The sequence below is a fragment of the Streptomyces sp. NPDC007164 genome (assembly GCF_040634135.1).
Classification (GTDB): Bacteria; Actinomycetota; Actinomycetes; order Streptomycetales; family Streptomycetaceae; genus Streptomyces; species Streptomyces sanglieri.
On sequence record NZ_JBEYFB010000001.1, the window covers coordinates 36641 to 61754 of the forward strand.

17 protein-coding genes and 1 pseudogene are annotated in these 25114 nt (G+C 72.2%); 13 read left to right on the forward strand and 5 right to left on the reverse strand.

Annotated features, from left to right (window positions below; genetic code table 11):
• The first annotated feature begins 21 nt into the window (after positions 1–21).
• Genes ABZ622_RS00170 through ABZ622_RS00180 form a run of 3 tightly spaced genes read left to right on the forward strand, consistent with a single transcriptional unit; the run spans position 22 to position 3576 of the window.
• Positions 22–1239: a toxic anion resistance protein gene (locus ABZ622_RS00170; RefSeq protein WP_360538661.1), complete on the forward strand. Its 1218-nt coding sequence runs from the start codon at positions 22–24 to the stop codon at positions 1237–1239.
• Positions 1236–2948 carry a substrate-binding domain-containing protein gene (locus tag ABZ622_RS00175; RefSeq protein ID WP_360538664.1) on the forward strand — a complete coding sequence of 571 codons (1713 nt, stop codon included), beginning with the start codon at positions 1236–1238 and terminating at the stop codon, positions 2946–2948. The genes ABZ622_RS00170 and ABZ622_RS00175 overlap by 4 nt, the downstream gene beginning before the upstream one ends.
• Positions 2935–3576 carry a hypothetical protein gene (locus ABZ622_RS00180; RefSeq protein WP_360538667.1) on the forward strand — a complete coding sequence of 214 codons (642 nt, stop codon included), beginning with the start codon at positions 2935–2937 and terminating at the stop codon, positions 3574–3576. The genes ABZ622_RS00175 and ABZ622_RS00180 overlap by 14 nt, the downstream gene beginning before the upstream one ends.
• A 149-nt stretch (positions 3577–3725) precedes the next feature.
• Here the strand turns inward: ABZ622_RS00180 and ABZ622_RS00185 are convergent, their stop codons facing one another.
• Positions 3726–5549 (reverse strand): phosphoenolpyruvate carboxykinase (GTP), encoded by a 1824-nt coding sequence (locus tag ABZ622_RS00185; RefSeq protein WP_360538670.1) that lies wholly within the window; start codon positions 5547–5549, stop codon positions 3726–3728.
• 233 nt (positions 5550–5782) lie between these two features.
• Here ABZ622_RS00185 and ABZ622_RS00190 point away from each other — a divergent pair, with 233 nt between their 5' ends.
• Both ABZ622_RS00190 and ABZ622_RS00195 read left to right on the forward strand, forming a co-directional pair.
• A complete protein-coding gene (locus ABZ622_RS00190) occupies positions 5783–6481 on the forward strand; it encodes a hemolysin III family protein (protein WP_259929836.1) in 699 nt (232 codons plus the stop codon).
• A gap of 51 nt (positions 6482–6532) precedes the next feature.
• Entirely contained in the window at positions 6533–7165 is a 633-nt protein-coding gene (locus ABZ622_RS00195; RefSeq protein WP_360538673.1) for a TetR family transcriptional regulator, read from the forward strand.
• 35 nt (positions 7166–7200) lie between these two features.
• Here the strand turns inward: ABZ622_RS00195 and ABZ622_RS00200 are convergent, their stop codons facing one another.
• A complete protein-coding gene (locus tag ABZ622_RS00200; protein ID WP_360538676.1) occupies positions 7201–9231 on the reverse strand; it encodes a thioredoxin domain-containing protein in 2031 nt (676 codons plus the stop codon).
• A gap of 123 nt (positions 9232–9354) precedes the next feature.
• On the opposite strand from ABZ622_RS00200, the pseudogene ABZ622_RS00205 reads away from it, so the two are divergent.
• The 7 genes and pseudogenes from ABZ622_RS00205 to ABZ622_RS00235 form a co-directional block, all read left to right on the forward strand.
• Positions 9355–9444, forward strand: a pseudogene (locus tag ABZ622_RS00205) (Uma2 family endonuclease); the annotation flags it as partial.
• Positions 9445–9845: 401 nt separating this feature from the next.
• The gene (locus tag ABZ622_RS00210) at positions 9846–11090 is read left to right on the forward strand and encodes an ATP-grasp domain-containing protein (RefSeq protein WP_360538679.1); all 1245 of its coding nucleotides are present in this window, start codon (positions 9846–9848) and stop codon (positions 11088–11090) included.
• Entirely contained in the window at positions 11087–12337 is a 1251-nt protein-coding gene (locus tag ABZ622_RS00215) for an MFS transporter (protein WP_360538682.1), read from the forward strand. Before ABZ622_RS00210 ends, ABZ622_RS00215 begins: the two co-directional genes overlap by 4 nt.
• A gap of 2 nt (positions 12338–12339) precedes the next feature.
• Entirely contained in the window at positions 12340–13512 is a 1173-nt protein-coding gene (locus ABZ622_RS00220; protein ID WP_360538685.1) for an ATP-grasp domain-containing protein, read from the forward strand.
• 62 nt (positions 13513–13574) lie between these two features.
• Complete coding sequence (locus ABZ622_RS00225; protein ID WP_360538688.1) at positions 13575–14876, forward strand: SidA/IucD/PvdA family monooxygenase; 1302 nt, start codon at positions 13575–13577, stop codon at positions 14874–14876.
• Positions 14877–14890: 14 nt separating this feature from the next.
• On the forward strand, positions 14891–16513 hold the full coding sequence (locus tag ABZ622_RS00230; RefSeq protein ID WP_360538691.1) for a phosphotransferase: 1623 nt from the start codon (positions 14891–14893) through the stop codon (positions 16511–16513).
• A gap of 43 nt (positions 16514–16556) precedes the next feature.
• The gene (locus tag ABZ622_RS00235) at positions 16557–17780 is read left to right on the forward strand and encodes an ATP-grasp domain-containing protein (RefSeq protein ID WP_360538694.1); all 1224 of its coding nucleotides are present in this window, start codon (positions 16557–16559) and stop codon (positions 17778–17780) included.
• 65 nt (positions 17781–17845) lie between these two features.
• Here ABZ622_RS00235 and ABZ622_RS00240 read toward each other — a convergent pair whose 3' ends face one another.
• On the reverse strand, positions 17846–21175 hold the full coding sequence (locus ABZ622_RS00240) for an amino acid adenylation domain-containing protein (RefSeq protein WP_360538697.1): 3330 nt from the start codon (positions 21173–21175) through the stop codon (positions 17846–17848).
• Positions 21176–21434: 259 nt separating this feature from the next.
• Here ABZ622_RS00240 and ABZ622_RS00245 point away from each other — a divergent pair, with 259 nt between their 5' ends.
• Positions 21435–22799 carry a hypothetical protein gene (locus ABZ622_RS00245; RefSeq protein WP_360538700.1) on the forward strand — a complete coding sequence of 455 codons (1365 nt, stop codon included), beginning with the start codon at positions 21435–21437 and terminating at the stop codon, positions 22797–22799.
• On the opposite strand, the gene ABZ622_RS00250 is transcribed toward ABZ622_RS00245, so the two are convergent.
• Both ABZ622_RS00250 and ABZ622_RS00255 read right to left on the reverse strand, forming a co-directional pair.
• Positions 22789–23571: a hypothetical protein gene (locus ABZ622_RS00250; RefSeq protein ID WP_360538703.1), complete on the reverse strand. Its 783-nt coding sequence runs from the start codon at positions 23569–23571 to the stop codon at positions 22789–22791. The genes ABZ622_RS00245 and ABZ622_RS00250 overlap by 11 nt on opposite strands.
• Complete coding sequence (locus tag ABZ622_RS00255; protein WP_360538706.1) at positions 23571–25112, reverse strand: AMP-binding protein; 1542 nt, start codon at positions 25110–25112, stop codon at positions 23571–23573. The genes ABZ622_RS00250 and ABZ622_RS00255 overlap by 1 nt, the downstream gene beginning before the upstream one ends.
• Positions 25113–25114 lie beyond the last annotated feature (2 nt).

The window sequence follows — 25114 nt, forward strand, 5'->3', positions numbered from 1 at the left end:
GCCTTCCTGGAGACCTCAGCCATGACCGAAGAGCCACAGCCGCTCAGTCTCACCCCGCCGGGCGACTCCGCCCCGCCGCTGGTCCTCACCCCGCCGGAACCGGTCGCCCCGGTCCGGGCCGAGCAGGCGGCCGGTCTCGTGCCGGTCGACGAAGCGGTGCGCACGGAGATGACGCGCCGCGCCACGGAGTACGTCGGCGCCCTCTCCGGGCTCGACGCCCGGTCGCCCGAATTCACCACCCGGATCGGGGAGATCACCGCTCTCGGGCAGGGCGACATCCGCAGCGCCGCCCAGCAGTCCAACCGGATGCTGGACCGCACCGTCCGCTCGCTGGCCGGCTCCGGGGGCGTGGACGCGCAGTCCAAGGTCGGTTCGTCCCTGGTCGAGCTGCGCCGCACCGTCGAGGACCTCGACCCGCGCGACACCCCGGGCCGCGGCGCCCGCCGGCTGCTGTCCAGGCTGCCCGGCGGCAACAGGATCCGCGACCACGTCGCCAAGTACGCCTCCTCCCAGGCCACCCTGAACCGGATCGTGGGCTCGCTGCGCGGCGGGCAGGACGAGCTGCGCCGCGACAACGCCGCCCTGCACACCGAGCGCACCCGGCTCTGGGAGACCATGGGCAAGCTCCAGGAGTACGTGGTGCTCACCGAGGCGCTGGACGGCGCCGTCGAGCAGCGCGTCGCCGAGGCCGCGGCCACCGACCCGGCGCGGGCGGACGCGCTGCGGGCCGATGTGCTCTTCCCCGTACGGCAGAAGCACCAGGACCTGCTCACCCAACTCGCGGTCTGCGCCCAGGGATACCTCGCGATGGATGTCGTACGGCGCAACAACGACGAGCTCATCAGGGGCGTCGACCGGGCCGCGACCACCACCGTCTCCGCGCTGCGGATCGCCGTGATGCTCGCCTCGGCGCTGGAGAACCAGCGCAAGGTGACCGAGCAGGTGCAGGTGCTGCGCTCCACCACCGAGGACCTGATCCGCGGCAACGCGGAGATGCTCGCCGGCCAGAGCGGCGAGACCCAGCGCATAGCCGCCGATCCGGCGGTGAGCGCGGAGACGCTGCGTACCGCGTTCCAGCAGATCTACCGGACGCTCGACGCCATCGACACGTACAAGGCGCAGGCCACCGAGTCGATGGCGGCGACCGTGGAGTCGCTGACCTCCGAACTCCAGCAGGCCGGCGCCCACTTGGAGCGCAGCCGGTCGGCGGGCGTACTGGAGGGCGGTGGTCTCGGATGACGCACCGTCCCCGGCGGCGGCTGAGACGGCTTCGGCGCCGGGTCGCCCGCTCGCTGGTCGCGCTGCTGGCCGTCGCCGTGCTCGCCCCGCTCGCCGCCTGTTCCGCCTCGGACGACGGTGCGGGCGGTGCGGCCGGTGGGTCCGGTACATCCGGTGGATCCGGTACGTCCGGTGGGGCCGGTACGTCCGGTGGGGCCGGTACGTCCGGTGGGGCCGGAAAGGACGACGGAAAGCCGCGGGCCGGCACGCTGCGGATCCTCGCATCCAGTGAACTCGCCGACATGAAGCCCCTGTTGGCGGAGGCCCGGAAGGCCACCGGGATCACCGTGCGGCCCACCTGGACCGGCACCCTGGACGCCGTCGAGCTGCTCGGCTCCGGGAAGGCGGACGGGGCGTACGACGCGGTCTGGCTGTCGTCCAACGACTATCTGCGGCTACGTCCGGACGCGGCGAGGCGCATCACGTCGGAGACCCCGCTGATGGTTTCGCCGGTCGCCCTCGGGGTCCGTCCGGCGACCGTGAAGCGGCTGGGCTGGAAGCCCTCGGACGTGACCTGGTCGCAGGTGCACCGGGCGGTCGCCGAGGGCCGGCTGACGTACGGGATGACCGATCCGGACCGTTCCAACTCCGGTTTCTCCACACTGGTCTCGGTCGCCTCCGGACTGTCGGGCGCGCAGTCCGCGCTGACCGACGCCGATGTCCGGGGCGCGAGCGGAAAGCTGAAGGAGTTCTTCGCGGGGCAGCGGCTGACCTCCGGCTCCTCGGGCTGGCTGGCCACCGCGTACGCCCGGCGCGGCAATGTCGACGCGCTGATCAACTACGAGTCGGTGCTGCTCTCGCTGAACCGCGACAGCCACACCGGGCTGACCGTGATCCGCCCCCGCGACGGGGTGGTGACGGCCGACTACCCGCTCAGCGCGCTGGCCGCCGCCGCTCCCGAGGCGAAGGACTCGGTCCGCGCGCTGACCGCGTATCTGCGGACCCCGGACGTGCAGCGGAAGCTGACCCGGGACACCTTCCGCCGCCCGGTCGTGCCCTCGGTGCGGCCCGCCGCGCCGCTCGCCGCCGACGCGCGTCGCGAACTGCCGTTCCCCGGCTCCCGGTCCGTGGCCGACGGGCTGCTGCACAGCTACGAGAACAAGCTCCGGCGGCCCTCGCGCACCGTGTACGTGCTGGACACCTCCGGCTCGATGGCGGGCGACCGGCTGACGGCGCTGAAGGCGGCGCTGACCGGGCTGACCGGGGACTTCCGGGAACGGGAGGAGGTCACACTGCTGCCGTTCGGCTCGTCGGTGAAGCAGGTCCGTACGCACACGGTCGACCCGGCGGATCCGCGGCGGGGCCTGGCGGCCATCAAGGCGGACACGGCCGCGCTGACGGCCGGTGGCGAGACAGCGGTCTATTCGAGCCTGAAGTCGGCCTACGAGCAGATCGGCGACGGCACCGAGTCCGCGTTCACCTCGATCGTGCTGATGACGGACGGCGAGAACACCACGGGCGACACGGCCGCCGGATTCAGCTCCTACTACCGTGCGCTGCCGGCCGAGCGCCGGGTCACCCCGGTCTTCCCGATCGTCTTCGGCGACTCGGACCGGGGCGAGCTGGACCGGATCGCCGCGCTGACCGGCGGCCGGCTCTTCGACGCGACGAAGGAACAGGGGCCCGGCTCGCTGGACGGCGCCTTCGAGGAGATCCGTGGATACCAGTAAGCCGCCGGGCGGTCCCGGAGGCGGACCCAACCGGGTGCTGGCCTACCTGGAGTCGCGGAAGAACCTCACCGGGAGCGCCTGCGGGATCGCCGGCCTCGCCCTCACCTTCACCGGCCTCGCCGGGGCGTACTGGCCGGTGGTGGTCGTCGGGCTGTACGGCGCGGGAGCGCTGATCGCGCCGCCCGAGCGGCCCGCCGTCCCGGTCTTCCCCGATCCGTCGACCCAGCTGGACGCGGTACGGACCGACTACGCGGCCCTGTGCGGGTATCTGGACGAGGTGGAGCTGCCGCCCGCCGCGTCCGGCCGGCTCACCGAACTGACCGCTCTGCTCGACGGGCTGCTCGCCCCCGGACCGGTCGCCGAGGCGCTGGCCGCCGACCCGGAAGGCGTGCACGTCCTGGCGCGTGCCGTGCGCCAGGACGTCCTGGAGTCGGTCGACGCGTTCGTACGGATCCGCCCGTGGACCCGGATGGTGCCGGGCGCGGAGCCGCCCGAGCGCCATCTGGAACGGCAGCTGACACTGCTGCACCGGGAGGTCGAGGAGCTGGCGACGGCGCTGCGGGAGGCGGAGGCCCGCCGGCAGCAGACCCACACCCGCTATCTGGAGGACCGGGGGCGCAACGGGTAGTCCCGGTGGAAGGCCGGAGAAAGGGGGCGGCCCCCGGAATCGTGTCGTGAGGGGATTCCGGGGGCCGTACCGCGGCGGGCTGTCGACCCCACAGGTCAGGGCGGATGTCCGGGGCCCGGCCGCGGGGTGTGCGGGGTGCGCCCGGGGCATCAGCCCAGGCGCTGGACCAGGGCGCGGTACTCGTCCCACAGCTCCTTCGGCGTGTGGTCGCCGAAGGTGTTGAGGTGGTCGGGGACCAGCGCCGCCTCCTCGCGCCAGATCTCCTTGTCGACGTCGAGCAGGAAGTCCAGGTCGGACTCGGAGAGGTCCAGGCCGTCGGTGTCGAGGGAGCCCTTGGCCGGCAGGATGCCGATCGGGGTCTCGACGCCCTCGGCCCTGCCCTCGAGGCGCTCGACGATCCACTTCAGGACGCGGCTGTTCTCACCGAAGCCGGGCCACACGAACTTGCCCGCGTCGTTCTTGCGGAACCAGTTCACGTAGTAGATCTTCGGGAGCCTGTCCTGGTCCTTGTCAGCACCGACCTTGACCCAGTGGTTCATGTAATCGCCCATGTTGTAGCCGCAGAACGGCAGCATGGCGAACGGGTCGCGGCGCAGCTCGCCGACCTTGCCCTCGGCGGCGGCGGTCTTCTCGGAGGCCACGTTGGCCCCGAGGAAGACGCCGTGCTGCCAGGTGAAGGACTCGGTGACCAGCGGGACGGCCGAGGCGCGGCGGCCGCCGAAGAGGATCGCCGAGATCGGCACGCCCTTCGGGTCCTCCCACTCGGGCGCGATGATCGGGCACTGGCCGGCCGGGACGGTGAAGCGGGCGTTGGGGTGGGCGGCCGGGGTGTCGGACGCGGGCGTCCAGTCGTTGCCCTTCCAGTCGGTGAGGTGGGCCGGAGCGGTCTCCGTCATGCCCTCCCACCACACGTCGCCGTCGTCGGTGAGCGCGACGTTGGTGAAGACGGAGTTGCCCCACATGGTCTTCATCGCGTTGGCGTTGGTGTGCTCGCCGGTGCCGGGCGCGACGCCGAAGAAGCCCGCCTCCGGGTTGATCGCGTACAGCTGGCCGTCCTCGCCGAAGCGCATCCAGGCGATGTCGTCGCCGATGGTCTCCACGGTCCAGCCGGGGATCGTCGGCTCCAGCATGGCGAGGTTGGTCTTGCCGCAGGCCGACGGGAACGCGGCCGCGACGTACTTCGAATCGCCCTGCGGCGGGGTGAGCTTGAGGATCAGCATGTGCTCGGCGAGCCAGCCCTCGTCACGCGCCATGACGGAGGCGATGCGCAGCGCGTAGCACTTCTTGCCGAGCAGGGCGTTGCCGCCGTAGCCGGAGCCGTAGGACCAGATCTCGCGGTCCTCGGGGAAGTGCGAGATGTACTTGGTGGTGTTGCACGGCCACGGAACGTCCTCCTGGCCCTCCGCCAGGGGCGCGCCCAGCGTGTGGACGGCCTTGACGAAGAAGCCGTCGGTGCCCAGCTCGTCCAGGACGGCCTGTCCCATGCGGGTCATGGTGCGCATCGAGACGGCGACGTAGGCGGAGTCGGTGATCTCGACGCCGATCGCGGAGAGCGGGGAGCCGACGGGGCCCATGCAGAACGGGACGACGTACATCGTGCGACCGCGCATCGAGCCGCGGAAGACACCCTTCTCACCGGTGAAGATCTCCCGCATCTCGGCGGGGGCCTTCCAGTGGTTCGTCGGACCGGCGTCCTCCTCCTTCTCGGAGCAGATGAACGTACGGTCCTCGACGCGGGCGACGTCGCTCGGGTCGGACGCGGCGTAGTACGAGTTCGGGCGCTTGGTCTCGTCGAGCTTGGTGAACGTGCCCCTGGCCACGAGCTCCCCGCACAGGCGCTCGTACTCGGCCTCGGAGCCGTCGCACCAGACCACCCGGTCCGGCTCGGTTATCGCTGCGATCTCGTTCACCCAGGAGACGAGCTCCTGGTGATCGGTGGGGACGGTGAGGGGAGCCGCGATGTCGCGCGCCACGATCGCTCCTTGTTGAGGGTGTCTGTTTGGTAGTTGCCCCGTGGGGGCTGCGACCCGGATGCTTCTACCCCTTCGAATCCCGCTGGCGCTCATCCGGTGCCGACCGCACTCATTTGATCATCCGACCGTTTCGCCCATATGTCCAGGGGGACGCACACGTGAGCATGGCCACTCATATCGGTTACGGCCACGGGGGGAGGCCGTACCTACGGTCGCGTAGGTACGATGCGGGAATGACTGCCGCCGCCACCGCGCCCGGGTCCGCCGGGCTGGAACCAGCCGAGTCCGATCCCGTCCCGGTGAAGCCGCGCATGCGCGGCTGGCTGCATGCCGGGATGTTCCCCGCCGTGATCGTCGCGGGGGTGGTGCTGATCGCGTTCACCGACAGCTCCGTCGGCCGGATCGCCTGCGGCATCTACACCCTGACCGCGTGCCTGCTGTTCGGTGTGAGCGCGCTCTACCACCGGGGCACCTGGGGTCCGCGCGGCGAGGCGGTGCTCCGCCGGCTCGACCACGCCAACATCTTCCTGATCATCGCGGGCACGTACACCCCGCTGACCCTGCTGCTGCTCCCCGAGTCCACCGGGACACCGCTGCTGTGGGCGGTCTGGGCGGCCGCCGCCGCGGGGATCGCCTTCCGGGTGTTCTGGGTCGGCGCCCCGCGCTGGCTCTACACGCCCTGCTACCTGGCGATGGGCTGGGCCGCGGTCTTCTTCCTGCCGGACTTCATGCGCACCGGCGGGATCGCCGTGCTGGTGCTGGTCGTCGTCGGCGGGCTGCTCTACAGCGCCGGCGGCGTCATCTACGGCATCAAGCGGCCCAACCCCTCGCCGCGCTGGTTCGGCTTCCACGAGGTGTTCCACTCGCTGACCCTGGCGGCCTTCGTGGTGCATTACGTCGGCATCTCGCTGGTCGCCTACAACCACCACTGAGCAGCGCCCCGGCCGGTGCCGGCGCCCCGCCGATGCCGGACAATGACGGCCATGGCCGTCACCTCCCGTACCCCTTCCGTTTCCGCTCCGGGAACGCCGCCGCAGCCGGGACTCCGCGAGCGGAAGAAGCTCCGGACCCGGATCGCGATCCGGCGGGCCGCGTACCGGCTGATCGCCGAGCAGGGGTACGAGGCGACGACGGTGGAGCAGATCGCGGCGGCGGCCGAGGTGTCGCCCAGTACCGTCTTCCGGTACTTCCCGGCCAAGGAGGACATCGTCCTCACCGACGAGTACGACCGGGCGCTGGCGGCCGCCCTGCGCGGCCGCCCGGCCGGGGAACCGCCGCTGGAGTCGCTCCGGCACGTCCTGGCCGAGGTGCTCGCGGAGCTCCTGGCGACCGGGGAGCAGGAGCTGCGGCAGCGGACCCGGCTGATGGTGGAGGTGCCGGCCGTCCGGGCCCGGATGACGCGGAGCATGTCGGGCACGGCCGGGGTGCTGGCCGACGCGATCGCCGCCCGCACCGGCCGCGAGCCCGGTGATCTGGCGGTCCGGGTGTTCGTCGCGGCGGTGCTGGGCACACTGCGCGAGGTGACGCTGTACTGGGGCGAGCAGGGCCAGGAGGGCGACCTCGTCGCGATGACCGGCCGGGCCCTGGACACCCTGGAGGGCGGTCTGAGGCTCTGACCGGGGGCCGGGCCCCCGGTCTCACCCGGCGGATGTCACCGGCCGCCGAGACTCCGCGCCAGCTCCTGTGCGTCCGTCGTCGGCGCGTCGCACACGAAGTGCCTGCACACGTACGCGGTCGGCGCGTCGCCCACCATCGGCCGGTCCGCGAGCAGCGGGAACTCGGCGCCGCCCGTCTCCCCCGCCGCCACCACCGCGCCCGGCGCCGTACCCAGCAGCGCCGCACGGTGCAGCTCCCCGCCGACCGGTCCGGCGACGGCGACCTCGCGCGGCCCGTCCAGCAGCGCCTCCGCGACGGCGAGACCCCAGCTGGTGAACCGGGGGGCGCGCGGCCCGAGCGCCTTGATCACGCCGAGCGCGCCCTCCGCTGCGGCGCGGTGGGCCTCGGAGCCGGTGTGCGCGGCGTACGACAGGAGCGCCCCGGCCGCCGCCGTCCAGCCGGCCGGGGTCGCGTTGTCGGTGGGGTCCTGCGGGCGGCGGATCAGCCGCTCGGCGTCGTCCGCCGTGTCGTACAGCAGGCCGCCCTCGCCGGTGAAGTGCTGGAGCACGATGTCGAGCAGGAAGCCGGCGAACTCCAGCCAGACGCCCTCGCCGGTGACCGCGGCCAGCGCGAGGAAGCCCTCGGCCACGTCTCCGTAGTCCTCCAGGACCCCGGCGTGCCCGCCGGGGCGCCCGTCCCTGGACGTACGGTCCAGCCGGGCGACGGCACCCATGTGCACCCGGACCAGCAGGTCGGCGGCCTCGGTGGCGCGCTCGACGAGGTCGGGCCGGTCGAAGTACGCCCCGGTCTCGGCGAGCGCGGCGATCGCCAGACCGTTCCAGGCGGCGACCACCTTGTCGTCCCGGCCCGGGTGCGGGCGCGGTTCCCGGGCGGCGAGCAGCGCGGCCCGCACCCGGGCGACCCGGTCCGGGTCCGCCCCGACGCCCTCCGGCGCGAGCCGGAGCACCGAGGATCCCTCCTCGAAGGTGCCCTCCTCCGTCACCCCGAAGTACTCCGCGGCGAAGACGGCGTCCTGGTCGCCGAGCACCTCCCGCAGCTGTGCGGGCGTCCACACGTAGTACGCGCCCTCGACGTGCCGCCCGTCGCCGTCCTCGCTGTCGGCGTCGAGCGCGGAGGCGAAACCGCCCTCGGCGGTGCGCAGTTCACGGACCATGAAGTCGGCGGTCTCCAGGGCGACCCGGCGGGCCTGCTCCGAGCCGGTGGTCCGCCACAGGTGCGCGTAGACCCGGCAGAGCAGCGCGTTGTCGTAGAGCATCTTCTCGAAGTGCGGCACCAGGGTGCCCCCGGGCCGCTGGCGCAGCACGTACCGGTGGAAGCCCCCGCCCAGCTGGTCGAAGAGGCTCGACCGCGCCATGGCCCCGCCCAGCCCCTCGGCCATCTCCAGCGCCCCCGCGGACTCCGTCCGGGCGTGGTGGCGCAGCAGAAACTCGATCGTCATGCCCGGCGGGAACCTGGTGTCGCCGGAGCCGAGCCAGCCGCTCTGAGGGTCGTACTCCCGGCTGATGCCCAGCAGCGCGCGCGCCAGCTCCGCCTCGCCGGGGAGCCCGCCGTCCCCGTGCTCCAGCTGCCGCTCCGCCAGATCGCGGGTGATCTTCGCGGCGACCTCCCCGACCTCCGAACGCCGTTCCGTCCAGGCGCTGCGAACGCCTTCGAGCACCTGCAAGAAGGACGGCATCCCGTGCCGGGGCCCGGGCGGGAAGTACGTACCGAAGTAGAAGGGCTCCCCGGCCGGCGTCATGAAGACGGACATGGGCCAGCCGCCCTGCCCGGTGGCGGCCTGCACGGCCTCCATGTAGACGGCGTCCACGTCGGGGCGCTCCTCGCGGTCCACCTTGACGTTGACGAAGTGTTCGTTCATGTACGCGGCGACGGCTTCGTCCTCGAAGCTCTCGTGCGCCATGACGTGACACCAGTGGCAGGAGCTGTAACCGACGCTGAGGAACACCGGGACGTTCCGCCGCCGCGCCTCCTCGAACGCCTCGGCCGACCAGGGCCACCAGTCGACGGGATTGTCGGCGTGCTGAAGGAGGTACGGGGAGGTGGTCTGCGCAAGTCGGTTGGCCATGGGCCCAATCCTCGCGCACCCGCCCCCACGACACCCGCGCGCCACGGGGCAGGACGCGAACCGGGCAGGTGGGACGGGGGTGGGCTGCCGAAGCCGGGCGGTCCGGCATCGGCAGACAATGGCCCTGCCAGCAGGGCCTACCGGGAAGGTGAGGTCTTCACCGGCGTGGTGAAGGCCGCCGCGCCTTTCTCCGTCATGGCCGACCTCGGGGCAGGTAGGGAACGTCCGGCTCCTTGCAGACGTCGCCCTGCTCATGGGGGTCCAGCTGTGCTGTGGCCTCGAACACTCCGGCGGCTTCCTGGGGCGGGCTCGACAAGAACCACCTGGAGCTGACCCACGATCACGTGCCGGTCGATTCATACCGGCACCGCTGCACGCGAGGGAGCCACCGACGGCGGACGGGACGAAGGATGCGCGCGCCCCGGGTACGGCCGCACCGTGGAACCGGTGGTGGCACCGAACGACTTTGCGATCTTTTCACTTTCACGGCCGGAGCTTGATCGCTAGGGTGAATTGGAAGTACACGGAAGATGAACGTGGATTTAACCCACGGCGTCGGGCACGTCAAGTCATCGCCCGGCATTCGCTGTTACTCCTGGGGGGGGAAGTACTGCGTGGACATCACCCATGTCCTGTGCGGGTTCAGCAAGGGGCTGATCTCGGACCTCGACGATCTGCTGCCGGCCCGGTCGGTGCTCGTGGTGGAGGACGAACACGTCGCCGCCGTCCGTGACGTACACCGAAGGGCCGCACGCCATCCCTGCGTCGCGCAGGTGGTCCACGCACCGGTTCAGAACGAACGGGACCCCGCCGCGGTGGTGCGCGCACTCCCCCGACCCGAGCGTGTCCGTGCCGTCGTTCCGGCGACCGAGTACGGCGTGGTCGCGGCGGCGGCGCTGTCCGAGGCCTGGGGGCTGCCCGGCGCGGGTACCCGGGCCGCGGCGGTCCTGCGCGACAAGACCGCTCTGCGCGCCCATGCTGATTCCGCCGGACTGCCGCAGCCCGGCTGGCGGCCGGCGGAGAGCGCCGAGGACGTCCTCGCCTTCCGGTCCGAACACGGCGGCCGGTGCGTGCTGAAGCCCGCCAACCTGCAGGCCAGCCTGGGAGTCCGGCTGCTCGGCGCCGACGACGACGTGTCGTCGGCCTGGAAGGCGACGACGGCGGCCGACGAGCCGAAGATGCGTTCGCCGCACGCCGGGCCCGGCCGATTCCTCGTCGAGGAACGGCTGTTCGGGCCGGAGGTCAGCGTCGAGTGCCTGGTGGACCGCGGTGAGCTCCTGTTCACGAACGTCACCGAGAAGCTCCTGCACCCGGGTCCGGCACCGGTGGAGCTCGGTCATGTCGTACCCGCGTCGCTCCCACCGGGCGTCACCGAGGAACTGACCGGGCTCATGGGGCTGTTGGTCGAATCGACCGGATTCGGCTCCGGCGTCCTGCACGCCGAATGGATTCTGGTCGACGGGGTGCGGCCACACCTCGTCGAGTGTGCGGGCAGGCTGCCGGGCGACAGCATCGACCTGCTGATCGACCTCGCCCACGGCGGCCGCATCGTGGCCGATCTGCTGGCCGTTCTGGGACAGTCCGGCCGTCCCCGGCGCGGCCCCGCCCTGCGGGGTGCGGCCATCCGGTTCCTGTCCGCGCGGCCGGGTGTGGTGCGGGGCGTCACGGGGCTGGCGGAGAGCCGGGCCTCGGGCGGCGTGCACGAGGTCGAGATCGCCGCGGAACCGGGCACGGCGGTCGCCGAGCTGGCGAGTTCGTGGGACCGTATCGGCCATGTGCTGGCGACCGGCGAGAACGGTGCCCACGCCGCACTGAACGCGGCCACCGCGGCTGGGCTGATCGACGTCCGCACCTCATGATCTCCCGGCTGCTGCGGAGCTACGTCCCGGAGTCCTCGGCCGGCCGGTCGTTCGCCCTCGTCGCGCTGCTCGACTCCGTCGGTACCGGCTTCTACCTCGCCGGGTCCACGATCTTCTTCATCCGCGTGATCGGCCTGAGCGACGCACAGGTGGGCCTGGGCCTGGCCACGACCGGTCTGACCGCCTTCCTGGCGACGGTTCCGCTGGGGGTGCTCGCCGACCGGTGGGGAGCCAAGCGGATGCTGATCGCGTATCAGCTGTGGCGTGCGCTGTGGTTCGCGGCACTCGCCTTCGTCCACGGGCCGGTCGCTTTCTTCGTGGTTTCGGCACTCCTGGGTCTGGTCGAGCGTGCGGTTTCGCCGGCGAGCCAGGCGGTCGTGTCGGTCGCGGTGCCGAGCAAGGACCGCACGCGCGCCATGGCCACCATGCGCTCGGTCCGCAACATCGGCTTCTCCCTCGGCGCCCTGCTCACCGCACCGCTGATGGCCGACGGATCGGCCCTGGCGTACCGGACGATCATTCTCGTCGACGCCGCGTCGTTCGTGTTCGCCGCGCTGCTGCTGGCGCGGCTGAAGGTGCCGACGGCGCCGCCGCCCGTGCGCCGGGGCGGTCTCAGCTTTCTGCACGGATTCACCGACCGGCGCTATCTCGGGCTCACCGCGGTGAGTTGCGTACTCGCGGTGCACATGCCCGTCCTGGCCGTGGCCCTTCCGCTGTGGACCGTCCGGGAGACGGACGCCCCCACGGCCCTGGTCCCGGCGCTGGTGGTGCTGAACACCGTGCTGGCCGTCCTCTTCCAGGTCCCGCTCGCCAAGGGAGCCGAACGGGATGGCGGCGGCCTGCGCGCCATGCGCCTGGCCGGACTCGCGCTGATCGCCTCCTGCGCGATGTTCGCCGTCGCGGCGGCTCCGTTGGGCACCCTGTTCGCCTGCTCCGTGCTCGTGGTCGCGACCGTGCTGCTGACCGCCGGGGAACTGTGGCAGTCGGTCGGTGCCTGGGAACTGTCGTACAAATACGCGCCGGAACACCGCAAGGCCGAGTACCTCTCGATCTTCGCGCTGGGCAACAGTGCCCAGGACGTGCTCGGCCCGCCGCTGGTCACCGTCGTCGTACTCGGCTGGGGCACGGCCGGATGGGCCGCGCTCGCCGCGCTGCTGCTCGGCGCGGCCCTCCTGCTGCCACTGCCCGTCGCCCGACTCGACCATCGCCTCGCCACGGCTGAAGGAGCACCGACATCCACATCCTGATCATGCAACGGCCCCACTCGACCGCGGACTACGACCACTGGCTCCGGGAGGCCGCCCCCCAGACCCGGATCACCCTGCTCACCTCGGCCGACAGCGTACGGCGGGCCGAGGATCTCGCCCCGGAGGTCCGCCGGGTGACGGTGCCGGCCGACTACGAGGCGCGGGCCACGACCGCCGAGCTGTTCCGGCTGTGCGAGGCCGACCGGCCCGACCGGATCTTCGTGAACTCGGAGGACGACGTCCTGCGCGCCGCCGAGGCGCGGACCCTCTTCGGCATTCCCGGTACCTCTTCGGCCCTGGCCCTGCGGTTCCGGGACAAGATCGCCATGAAGCAGCTGTTCGACGGGGGTCCGGTGCCCGCCGTGCCGTACCGCGAGGTGCGCTGCTACGCGGACCTGCACGCCGCGCAGGAGGAACTCGGCACCGTCGTCGTCAAGCCCCGTGACGGCGCGGGATCCGCCGGAGTGCGGGTCCTGCCCGACGCGCAGGCGGTGCGGCGGGCCTGCCTCGACGACCCCGGCCTGCTCACCGCCCTGCACAGCGGCGCCCTGATGGCCGAGCAGTACATCGAGAGCACGGTCCACCACGTGGACGTACTCGTCGACGGCGGCTCGGTGCTTCTGGTCTCGCCGTCGCGCTACCTCAGCCCGCCGCATCGGTTCCGCACCCACAATCTGGGCTCGGTCATGCTCGACGCGGACTCGCCCCGCGCGAAGCTGCTCACCGACGCCGCCGAGCGATTCGTCGCCGCCCTTCCCCTGGGCCACGGGGTCCATGTGCTGCACATGGAGTTCCTGGAGGACGGCTCGGGCACGTTCTTCGCGGGCGAGGTGGCCTGCCGGACCGGCGGGGCACTGATCAAGAACGCCGTCCGGCACACCTACGGGATCGATCTGTCCCGGGCCGCCTGCCTGCTGGCCGCGGGGCTGTGGACGGCGCCGCGGGAGCCGGTCGGCGGGGCCGTCCGCACCGGCTGGCTGTTGTGGACCGGCGGACCGGAGCCGTGTGCTCCCGCCGACCGGCCGGACTGGCTGGTCGAATTCTCCGCGGCGCAGGAAGCCGAGCGCCGGCGTGATCCCGTCGACGCGGTGGACGGAAAGGCCCGCCTCCTGGTGGCGGGCGCCGACGAGGAACAGATCGAGGGGCGGATCCACGCCCTCTGCCGGCGCGGCTGACCGGCCGGCCCGTCCGCGCCTCACCGACACCGACTGATCACCACTACAGGAAAGAGACCACCGTGCTACCCGGTGAACCGGAGATCCACGACATTGTCGGCATCGGTTTCGGCCCCTCGAACCTGGCCGTCGCCATCGCCCTGGAGGAGTGCGACCAGCCGCTCGACGCGGTCTTCCTCGACCGCAAACCCGGCTTCGCATGGCACCCGGGGCTCATGTTCCCCGGGGCGGAGATGCAGGTGTCCTTCACGAAGGACCTCATCACGATGCGCAATCCGCGCAGCCGCTACACCTTTTTGAACTACCTCTCGGAGCAGGGCCCTGGCCGGCTGGGCAAGTTCATCAACCTGCGCACCTTCTATCCGACGCGCGTGGAGTTCAACGACTACTACGCATGGGCGGCCGCGCAGTTCGACAAGCAGGTCCGGTGGAACACCGAGGTCCTCGACGTCACCCCCGTACCCGCCGAGTGCGGCGGCACGGAGCTGCTGCGGCTGGTCTCGCGGGACCGGAGCACCGGGGAGACGTCCGCGATACTCACCCGCAATCTGCTGATCGCGCCCGGCGGCACCCCGCACGTCCCCGACGGCGCCGAACTCGGTGAGCGGGTGTTCCACGCCTCCGAGACCCGGGAGCGGCTGGCCCGCACGTTCGACGACCGTTCCGCGCCGCACCACTTCAACATCGTCGGCTCCGGCCAGACCTCCGCCGATGTGTTCATGCACGTGCGCCGCACGTATCCCAACGCGCGGATCACCACGAACATCCGCGGTTTCGCCATGCGGCCCGAGGACGACACCCACTTCGTCAACGAGCTGTTCCTGCCGGAGTTCCCCGACTGGTTCCACCGTCAGGACAGCGAGTTCCGGCAGAAGATAATCGACGACTACGGCCTGGCCGCCCACACGGGCGTGAGCTATGACGTCATTCCGCAGATCTACCGCGAGTACTACGAGGACCAGTCCGCCGGGATCGACTCGCTCGCCCTGCACAGGTTCACCGAGCTGGTCGGGGCCCGCTCGGACGACGGAGGCGCGGTGGCCACCTACTTCCACCTCGACAGCGGCGAGACCAGCCAGGTCGAGTCCGACGCCGTCGTCCTCGCCACCGGGTACCGCTATCCCATGCCGATCCCCGCGCTCGCCGCCGTCGACGAGCACCTGCGCATGGAGACCCCGCAGCGGTACGCGATCCGGCGTGACTACGCCATCGAGAGCGCCGAGGACTTCATGCCGCGGATCTACCTTCAGGGGTACGCGGAGGCCACGCACGGGTTCAGCGAGGTGCTGCTCTCCCTGATGCCCCTGCGGGCCGCCGAGATCGTCCAGTCCATCACCGAGAACGCGTCCGTCGAGTCTCGTTAGGAGCACCGAGAAACATGAGCATCCCGACCACGGTGGACACCGGTCTGCACGGCGCCACCCGGATCGCGTCCGACGAGGAACGCGCCACCGTCCAGGCCGTCTTCGAGAGGCACGGCACGCCGATTCAGCAGGGTGCGGTGACCGTGGTGTTCGCCTATCCCGGCCACGGGGTCGGCGAACGGCACCGCCGGCTCTCGGGCTGCACCAGCCAGATGCTGCTGCTGTCGAACGCCTCGGCCGGGCTGTCCCGGCTCGGGATCGACGTCGCCGCGGCGAGCACCGAAGCTGCCGAGAAGCACGCTCATCTGGGTGAACTCAGCCAGGTCATCGCCCGGTTCACCGAGGACGACGCCGCGGTGCTGCCGCACACCGACCTCGATGAAGGCCGGTTCCTGCTGCGCTGGACCATGGTGCTCGGCGGACCGCGCGACGGTCTCCTCGTCACCGACATCGGCGACAGCGTGGCGCACACCCGCGCGGTCATCGACCTCCTCACCACCGACCGCCTCCGTGAGTGGGCGGCGGCCGCGGGGGCCGACCCCGACTCCGTATCGGCCGGAGTGACGGACGCGTACGCGAACGGCGCGGACTCACGGGGCATCGTGGCCTTCGAGGCGGGCACCGGGCTGGTGGCCAAGGTCGGCCCCCGCGAGGTGATCGACGCGGAGACCGCGTTCGTCTCCGAGGTCAACACCCTGCTCGCGGACCGGGGGTCCGCCCCGCTGTTCCCCCTGCTGCACGGTGTGCACCGCGAGGGCGAGCAGGCCACGTCCCTGATGGAGCAGGTCGAACCGCTCACCCTCGACAACGTCGTCTTCGGCGACCCGGCGAAATTCGTCCTCGCCGAGGACACCGTGCCGGCGCTCGAACCACACCTCCGGCTCCTGGGCGACCTGTACGCGGCGACGACGCGGCAGCAGCGGCCCAGCGTCTGCGACTACCTCCTGCGCGAGCGATTCCACGCCGTGCGGGAGCACGAGGGGTTCGTCGGCACGTTCGGGGCCTTCTTCCCCGGCTGGGACCCGGCGGCGGTGCTCGGTGCGGACGTGGTCCTTCCGACCGGTGCCCGGCTGCCGGGCTACACGGAGCTGACGCACTGGCTGGACGGCGTCGCGCCCTCGCTGCTGCCCGGCTCCGGCTGTCTGGTCCATGGTGATGTGCACCTGAAGAACATGCTGCGGCGCGCGGACGGTTCGCCGGTGTTCGTCGACCCGCGCACCGTGTGGGACGGCCGGGACCGGCCGGACATCGGATTCGGCGATCCCAGCTACGACTTCGCCACCCTGCTGCACAGCGCGCTGCCGATGAGCGGCCTGCTGCAGGCCATTGCCGACGGCACGTCCGAGGCCCTCCTGCCGGAGCTGCCCGTGGCGGCGGACGGGGTGCTCGACCTCTCCGGTCTGACGACACCGTTCACCGTGGACGAGGGCCTGAAGAGGCTGGAGGACCGTCTGGTCGCCGGCCTCGGAGCGGAGGACGAACCCACGGTGCTCCGCGCCAGGCTGTACATCGGCGCGGCGAACGCCCTCGCCGGCTGGCTGAAGTACGAGCGGGCGCTCGCCACGCCGCACGCCTGGCTCGCCGTCTACGCCTACGTCCTGTGGTACCTCGACCGTGCGCGGACACAGCTGCGATGAACCGGCACCGGAGGTCAGGACGACCGAACAGAAGGAGTGGGGCATGCCCGCGCACATATTGATGGTCAACTCCGGCAAGGCGGAGGCGGTGGACCGGCTGCGCGCAGCGGCCCCCGACGCCGAGATCGACGTCATCACCGAGAGCGCGTACGCCCGGATGTATGCGCCCGGTGTCCGCCTGCACTTCGTCGACGACATCGCCGACCTGACCGCCGTCCGCCGGGTGGCACTGGACCTCCTCTCCCGTCAGCCGGTCGACCACGTGGTGGCCCCCTCCGAGCGCAGCCTGCCCGCCGGTGGGTACCTGCGGTCGTTCCTGGGGCTGGGCGGGATCGGCTTCGAGACGGCCAACTGCTTCTCCCACAAGGCGGTGATGAAGGCGACGCTGGCCGCGGCAGGTCTGCCGGTCGCCCCGTACCGGGTGATCGGAGCGCTCGCGCAGGCCCCCGCCGCGGCCGCCGAACTCGGCTGGCCGGTGGTCCTCAAGCCGACGCTCGGCACCGGCTCGATGAACACCTTCGCCCTGTCCTCGGACCGGGAGATGACCGAGCTGCTCGCCTCACCCGCCGCGGACGGTCTGCGTCGCGCGGCGTGTCCGCTGCTGGTCGAACGGTTCGTCGAGATGGAGGGCGAGTACCACTGCGACGGGGTGGTCTCGGGCGGCAACGTCGAATTCGCCGCCGTACAGCGCTACTTCATGCCCCTGCTGGGCCACACGGACGACTTCACCGGCTCGTACCTGCTCCCCGAGGAGGATCCGGACGTGGCGGTGATCCGCGATCTGCACCGGGCCACGGTGGACGCCCTGGGGCTGGAGAGCGGTGTGACGCACATGGAGCTGTTCCGGACCGGGGACGGGTTCGTGATCGGTGAGATCTCCTGCCGCCCGGCCGGCGGCGGAATCGTCGACGCGGTGCGGATGAAGTACGGCATCGACCTGTGGCGGGTCTTCATGGACACCGCGCTCGGCCGTCCGGCCGGTGTGAGCGGGCCGGTGGCGCCGCTGCGGGACGGGATCATCGCCAACTGCGACCTGCCGGTGCGCCCCGGCCGGGTCGTGCGCATCTCCACCCCCGACGAGCTGGCGGCCGTGCCGGACGTGATCGAGACCCGGATGTCCACCCGGGTGGGTGATGTCATCAGCCCCCGGCTGCACTCGGCCTCGACCACCGGCCTGGTGTTCCTCGCCGCCGCGGACGCCGCGCTCGTGGCCAAACGCGTCGAGGACCTGGCCCGCGTCTACGTCCTGGAGGTCGAACCGGTGTAGAGCACCGGTGTGCTTCCGGCGGTGGAGGGCGACGGCCGGCGCCCTCCACCGCCCGGCGTGGCCGGTCAGGCGCGGCCCAGGGCGGCCGCGAGCGCGGCCACCGTCGGTGCGGCGAACAGCTCGCGGACGGACGGCCGCACACCCAGTACCGCGCCGATCCGGCTCACCAGCCGGACCGCCGACAGCGAATGCCCGCCCAGGGCGAAGAAGTCGTCGTGGACGCCCACCACGTCCAGCTCCAGCACCTGTGCGAACATCCCGGCCAGCAGTTCCTCGACCGGCGTCCGCGGTCCACGCGCGGCCCTGCCCGGCGACTTCCCGGGCGGCGGCAGCGCCTTCCGGTCGAGCTTGCCGTTCACGGTCGTCGGCAGCGCGTCGAGCACGACGATCGCGGACGGCACCATGTAGTCCGGCAGCCGCGTGCCCAGTGCCCGGCGCAGATCCGCGGGCAGCCGGGTCCGTTCCACGGCACCCGGGCCGGCTTCTCCCGCCGGCACCACGTAGGCCGTCAGCCGGGCGGTACCGGGGCGGTCCTCCCGGGCCAGCACCACTGCCTCGGCCACGCCCGGCCGGTCCAGCAGCGCCGACTCGACCTCACCGGCTTCGATGCGGAAGCCGCGCACCTTCAGCTGGCTGTCCGCGCGCCCTTCGTGGACGAGCTCGCCGTCCGTGTTCCAGCGCACCAGGTCGCCGGTGCGGTACATGCGCTCCCCCGGGGCTCCGAAGGGGTCGGCGACGAAGCGTCCGGCCGTCAGCCCCGGACGACCCAGATAGCCGCGTGCCAGCTGCGCCCCGGCCAGGTACAACTCGCCCGTCGCGCCCGGCGGTACGACCCGCAACGCGTCGTCCAGCACGTACACCCGGGTATTCGCCATCGGCCGCCCGATGGGAGGGGAGCCGTCCCCGGCCGGAGGGAGGCACCGCATGAGGGTGGCGCTGACGGTGGTCTCGGTGGGCCCGTAGGCGTTCCAGAACTGCCGGTCGGCCGTCGCCCATTCGTCGACCAGGCGCCCCGCCGGTGCTTCTCCGCCGACGGACATCAGCCGCAGCCCGGGAAGTCCGCCGGGCTTCAGCATCGGCAGCAGGGCCGGTGGGAGGTCGGCGACGGTGACGGACTCCTCGCTCATCAGCCGCTGTAGGAGTCTCGGGTCGGTGCGCTGTTCGTCGTCGGCCAGGACCAGGGTGGCGCCGGAGGTCAGGGCGGCGAAGATTTCGAGGACCGATACGTCGAACGTGACGGCGGCGAAGCCGAGCAGACGGGTTTCCTCGTCGATCGCGTAGGCCGCCGTGTTGGCCGCCACGAAGTTCACGACCGCCCGGTGCTCCACGACGGTGCCCTTCGGGAGCCCCGTGGTGCCTGAGGTGTAGATGACGTACGCGGGGTGCTCGGGCCGCAGCGGGGAGTCGCGGTCGGCCGCGGTGACGGGGGTACGGGGAAGGTGGCCGAGGTCGGTGTCGGTGAAGTACACCGGCGTGGTGGTGGTGAGGGACGCCGTGCGGACCGTCCGGTCGGTGAGGATCGCGGCCGGGCGGCCGTCCCGGAGCAGGTGGTCCGTACGGGCCTGCGGATGGGTGAGATCGAGCGGCAGGTAGGCGGCACCCGCCTTGAGGACGGCGAGCAGGGCGACCACGAGCCGCTCGGAGCGCGGCAGGGCGACGGCCACCCGGTCCTCCGGTCCGATGCCCCGGGAGATCAGGTGGCGGGCGAGCCGGTTCGACTCCTCGTCGATGTGGGCGTAGGTGTACTCCCGGCCGCCGAAGACCACAGCGGGGTTCCGGGGGGTGCGGGCCGCCTGCCGGGCGAAGAGGTCCGGCAGGACCCCGCCGGGCAACTGGAGCCGGGTGTCGTTCCGTTCCCGCAGCAGCACCTCCCGGTCCGCGGCCGTCACCACGTCGATGCCGGCCACCGGCGCCGACGGGTCGGCGGTGACCGCCGTCAGTACCTGGAGCAGCCCTTGGACGAGGCGTTGCGCGGTGACCGCGTCGAACAGATCGGCCGCGTAGCACAGTTCGCCCGCCAGCGGTCCGTCCTGCTCACCGGTGGGCTCGGTGAACGAGAACCGCAGGTCGAACTCCGCCACGCCGGTCCGAAGGCTTTCCCGCGTGACGTCCAGCCCCGGCAGGTCCAGGTGGGGTTCGGGGCGCTCCCCCAGTTCGAGCATGACCTGGAAGAGGGGGTGGTGGTTGGTGGAACGGGGCGGGTCGAGTGCTGCGACGACGGCGTCGAAGGGGACGTGCCGGTTCTCGTGGGCGGCCCGGCCGGATTCCCGGACGCGCTCCAGCACTTGCCGGAAGGCGGGGGCGCCGGACAGGTCGGTACGCAGCACCAGGAGGTTGCCGAAGAAGCCGACGAGGCCGTCCGGGGTGTCGTCGGTGCGGTCGGTGACCGGGGTGCCCAGCGGGATGTCGTCGCCCGCGCCGAAGCCTTGCAGCGTCACCGCCAGGGCCGCCTGCAGCACCATGAGGACGGTCACCCGGTGGGCGGCCGCCAGCGCGGTGACGGCCCGGTACGGCTCCGCGTCGATGTGGAAGCGGAGCACGGCGCCGGGGCCGACGGCGTGGGCAGGCCGCGGCCGGTCGCGCGGCAGGGCCAGTTCGGCCGGTGTGCCCGCGAGCTCGCGGCGCCAGAACCGGGTCTGCCTGCTCAGCACGCTGCCGGGGTCGTCGGCCGATCCCAGGAAGTCCCGCTGCCGCCGGGCGTGGTCCCGGTACCGGACCGGCAGGGGCCGGCGGTCGGGGGCCCGCCCGGCACGACGCGCCGCATAGGCCTGTGCCAGGTCCCGGGTCAGCGGCACCGTCGACCGTTCGTCGCCAGCGACGAGATGCACCACGATCACCAGGACCGATTCGGTGGGCGAGATCGTTCCCAGCACCGCCCGGAAGGGCAGGTCCACCGTGATGTCGAAGCCCCGCCGCACGACGCCGTCGACCCATCCGCCGATATCGGCGGGCACCGTTTCCTCGGTCAGCGCCGACCGGGCGGCCTGCCCGGCCGGCACCACGTCCGGCACCGGTTCGCCATCGTGCTCGGCGAGCACCGTCCGCAGTGTGTCGTGCCGTTCCAGGACGTCCTGGAACGCGGCGCGCAGTGCCGCCCGGTCCACCGCGCCCGAGAGCCGCAGCGCCAGCGGCACGTTGGAGGCCGCCGAAGGCCCCTGCCAGAGATTGAGGAACCACAGCCGCCGCTGCGCGAACGACAGCGGGACCGGCCCCGCCGGGCGCACCGCCTCCGCTCCCCGTTCGTCCGGGTGACGGGTGTGTCCGCGTCCGTCACGGCGAAGAGGGTCCACGATCTGCTGATTCCCGTTGATGACGAGGTCCCGCCCGTGCGTGGAGGTGACGGCGTCCCGGTCCTCCCCGGGGCGCGTGGAGCCGGGACCGGCCGCCGGGTGCAAGTTGCCTGCGCAGCACGGGACTTCCCCGGTGATCCACGAATGCCGCTCAGACAGGAGGCTATCGGCCGTTCACATGCGGCACCATCGATCGTGACGGCGATCACAGCCCAGGCCGGCCGGCGGGCACCGACGGCCGGACTCGGGGCGTCCCGGCACGGCTGTTCCGTGGTCTTCCCGGTCTGCTAGCGTTGCCTTTTCACTCGACTGACTTCTTTCGCAAAGCCCTTCAAGGAACTCGCGTTTGATACAGAACGATCGCTTGATACAGAACGATCGCTGGACGACTGTCGCGCCGTGGTTCTTCTCGGCCGAGCCCACGGCCCTGGAACCCATCCGGCAATCCCTTCCGGACGACGGACCGCACCGCGCCTGGGCGAACTTCTCCTTCGTGGCGGACACCGGTCATCTGCACAGCGTCGATCTGCTGGTGGCCGGTCCCGACGGTCTGCACCTGCTCGAAGTCGACGTGTCCCAGGGGCGGTTGCGCAACGAGGGCGGCATCTGGCTGCGTACCCGCAACGGCACCACGACGGCGTCGGACAGCACCCGCGATGTCGCCGCGGTCAAGGCGCGACACCTCACCGAGGTGCTGCGCCGGGCCGCGGCCGGCAGGTTCCTGACCGTTCCGGCGGTACGCGGGTCGGCGTTCCTCAGCGACCCGCGCTCGCCCGTCGACCTCACCGGACCCGACGCGCAAGGTGTGTTCGGCCCCGACGAACCGGCCGGCCTGTCGCTGCCCCGAGTGAGCCGGGACCTCCTGGCGCAGCCCGCGAGCGACCGCGCGGAACGGCCCGGCCGGCGGTTCCTGCGGGCCCTGCCCGGACTGCTGGACCGGATCGGCATGCATCCGGTCGAGCACTGGCCCCGTGTCGGCACCTGGCAGCTGACCGCCAAACCGGTCGCACTGACCGACCGGTGGCAGGACTTCGTCGCATGGAGCACGGTCTGGGACAAGGCGCCGTGCCGGGTCCGCGTCTACACCCCCGGCACGTCGCGCACCAGGACCGACGAGGCGGTGCTGCGCGAGTACCTGCTGCTGCGCGAGCTCGACCACCCGGGCATCGTCACGGTGGACACCCTGGAGCACCACCCGCCCGGACCGGTGCTGATGTTCCATGTCGAGAAGAAGCAACTGCTGCGCCTCGATCACATCCTGGCCCTGTACCGCTCACTCTTCACCCCCGCCGTCCGGGCCGGGATGATCCGGCAGATCGGCGCGGGACTCGCACACGCGCATGCCCGGCAGATCGCCCACCGCGCGCTGAGCACGCGCGCGGTGATGGGGATTCCCCGGCCGGCCCAGGGCGAGTCGGTGCAGGACGGCTGGCGCGATCCGGGCCTCCAGATCACCGACTGGCATCACGCCGCCGTCGCGGCCGCCGCCACCGAAGGCCCTCCGGCTCCCGCCGCGGTGGCCCGGGATCTGCGCGCGCTGGCGGCCGTCGCGCAGGAGATCTGCGCCGGGGCGCCGGCGGCCGGGTGCGCCGGGCTGCCCGACCGCCTCGCCACGGAGCCGGACTTCGCCCGGCTTCACCCCGCCGAGCAGGTCCGCCGGCTCACCGACCGGCTGGCCGAGGCCGCCCTGTCCCCGGCCGCCGGCCCGGCGGTGCCGGTCACGAGCTGATCGCCCCGTGCACCAGCTCGGCGACCCGCGGATCTCCCAGCAGCTCGTCGTGAACGGTGCCCAGGCGTGACGGGTGGTCCGCGCACCAGCCGGGCAGCGGGTGGTCCGCGGAGGCGATGACGGTCGCGTGCTCGACGGGGCCGGTCCGGCGCGCGGCCGCCACCAGATAGCCGAGGTAGTCGGCGAAGCGCGCACACAGCATCGCCCGCAGGTGTTCGGGCATCCCGGCCCGGCCCGTGGCGTGCTCCACGATGCGCCGCTGCTCGTCCCGCAGCCGCTCGGCGACCGACGCCAGATCGTCCGAATCCGCCAGGGCGTCGCAGACGGCCGTGGCATCGGCGAGCATCCGCTCGTCCAGGTGCGCCCGGAACGTCTCGGTGGCGGCCACGAATTCCGACCGCAGCAGCGCCCCGGCGACCTCCGTGGGGTCGATGGTGACCAGGGCCGGCGGACCGTCCGGGCCGGTGCAGGCCCGCCGCAGTCCGTCGGCGAACGCGACACCGGCGCAGAACGTCACGATCGCCCGTACCGGGCGGTCCGGTTCCGGCCGCGCGGCGGACCACCGGTCCACGAAGCGGTCCGGATCCGCCTCACCCCGCAGGTCCACGCCAATGCCGAGCGGCACGGTCAGGTGGACCCCCTCCCCGCCCGGCAGGTTCGCGGCCAGCCGGGCGAAGCCCTGCTGGTTCGGCCGGGGGCCGAAGTCGACCGCGAGTACGGTGCCCGCGGCACCCTCGGGCCGGCGCAGGCACCGCCACAGTTGTTTGCTCATCAGCACCCTTCCTCGTCCGCGACCAGATGCCGCAGCGCGTGGTGGTCCACCTTGCCGCTGAGGTTGAGCGGCAGCTGCGGCAGCCAGGTGAAGCTCTCCGGCACGGCGTAGTCCGGGACCAGCCGGGCCACTTCGCGACGGACGTCCGCGCCCGGGCCGGAGTCACCGGTGAGCACGGCCCGCAGGTGGACGCCCTCGCCGGTGCGCGGCACGTCGAGCACCACCGCCTCGGTCACACCCGGGCACCGCCGCAGCGCCGTCTCCACCTCGCCGAGCTCGATGCGTTGTCCGCGCACCTTCACCTGGCGGTCCAGCCTGCCCTGATGGACCAGCACCCCCTGCTCCCGTGTCACCCGGTCGCCGGGGCGGTACCACCGATCGGCCGGCACCTCCCCCGGCGTCGGTCCCAGGGGCACCCCCTCGGGGCTCATGAACCGGCCGGTGTTGTGATCGCCGACGAGATAGCCGCCGAACCGCTGCGCTCCGCGCACGCACAGCTCCCCGTCGTCCGCCGGGCGGCCGTTCCCGTCCAGCAGGACGGCATCGAGGTGCGGAAACGGCGTACCGATCGGCACGGTGCCGTTGCTGGTCTCCGGCCAGTCCCGCGGATCGGCGGGCAGCCGGAAGTCGGCGCAGAGCACGGTCAGTTCGGTGGGGCCGAACGCGTTGGCGATCACGCTGTGCGGCGCGGCCGCCGCCCAGGTCCGTGCCTGGTCCAGGGTGAGTTGCTCGCCCATGAAGACGCTCCACCGCAGATCGGGCAGACACCCCGGGGGCAGCGCCCGGTACCGCCGGGCGAGCGTGATCACCGAGGGCACCGAGAACCAGTGGGTCAGGGCACGACGGCGGGCATATGTGGCGGGGATCAGCAGTTCGCGCTTCTCCGGCACCACCAGCGTGCCGCCGGCCCCCCAAGTGGCGAAGAGATCCAGGACGGAGGGGTCGAAGGTGAAGCCGAAGGTCTGTGAGACCCGGCTGTCGGGGCCCAGTTCGTACCGGTCGATCGCACAGCCGAGGAACGCCGACACATTCGCGTGACTGATCGGCACGCCCTTCGGCTCGCCGGTCGACCCCGATGTGAACAGGATGTAGGCGGGGCGTTCCGTACGGTCCGGTGCCGGTGCCGGTGCCGTCGGGCCCCGGAGGAGTTCCTCCAGCAGCTGGACCGGTGCGGTCCACGGCTCCTCGCCGTCGGCGGGGCACAGGGCGCCGGCCGACGGGCGGTCGGCCAGGACCAGCCCGGCGCCGGCCTGTTCCAGGACCGAGCGGTTGCGGGCCGCCGGCGAGCGGGGGCTGATGGGCACCACGGTGCGGCCCAGCCGCAGCACGGCCAGGTAGCCGACGTAGCCGGCGAGCGTACCGCTGGTGCACAGGCCCACCACGGCGGTGTCGTGCCGGGCCACCCCGGCCGCCGTCCGCTCGACCAGGCCGGCGAGTTCCGCATAGCCGAGCCGCCGCTCGGCGGTGTCGAGCGCGACCGCGTCGGGCGTACGCGCGGCGGTCTCGCCGAACCAGTCGTAGAGGGGGCGGGCACCGGGCATCC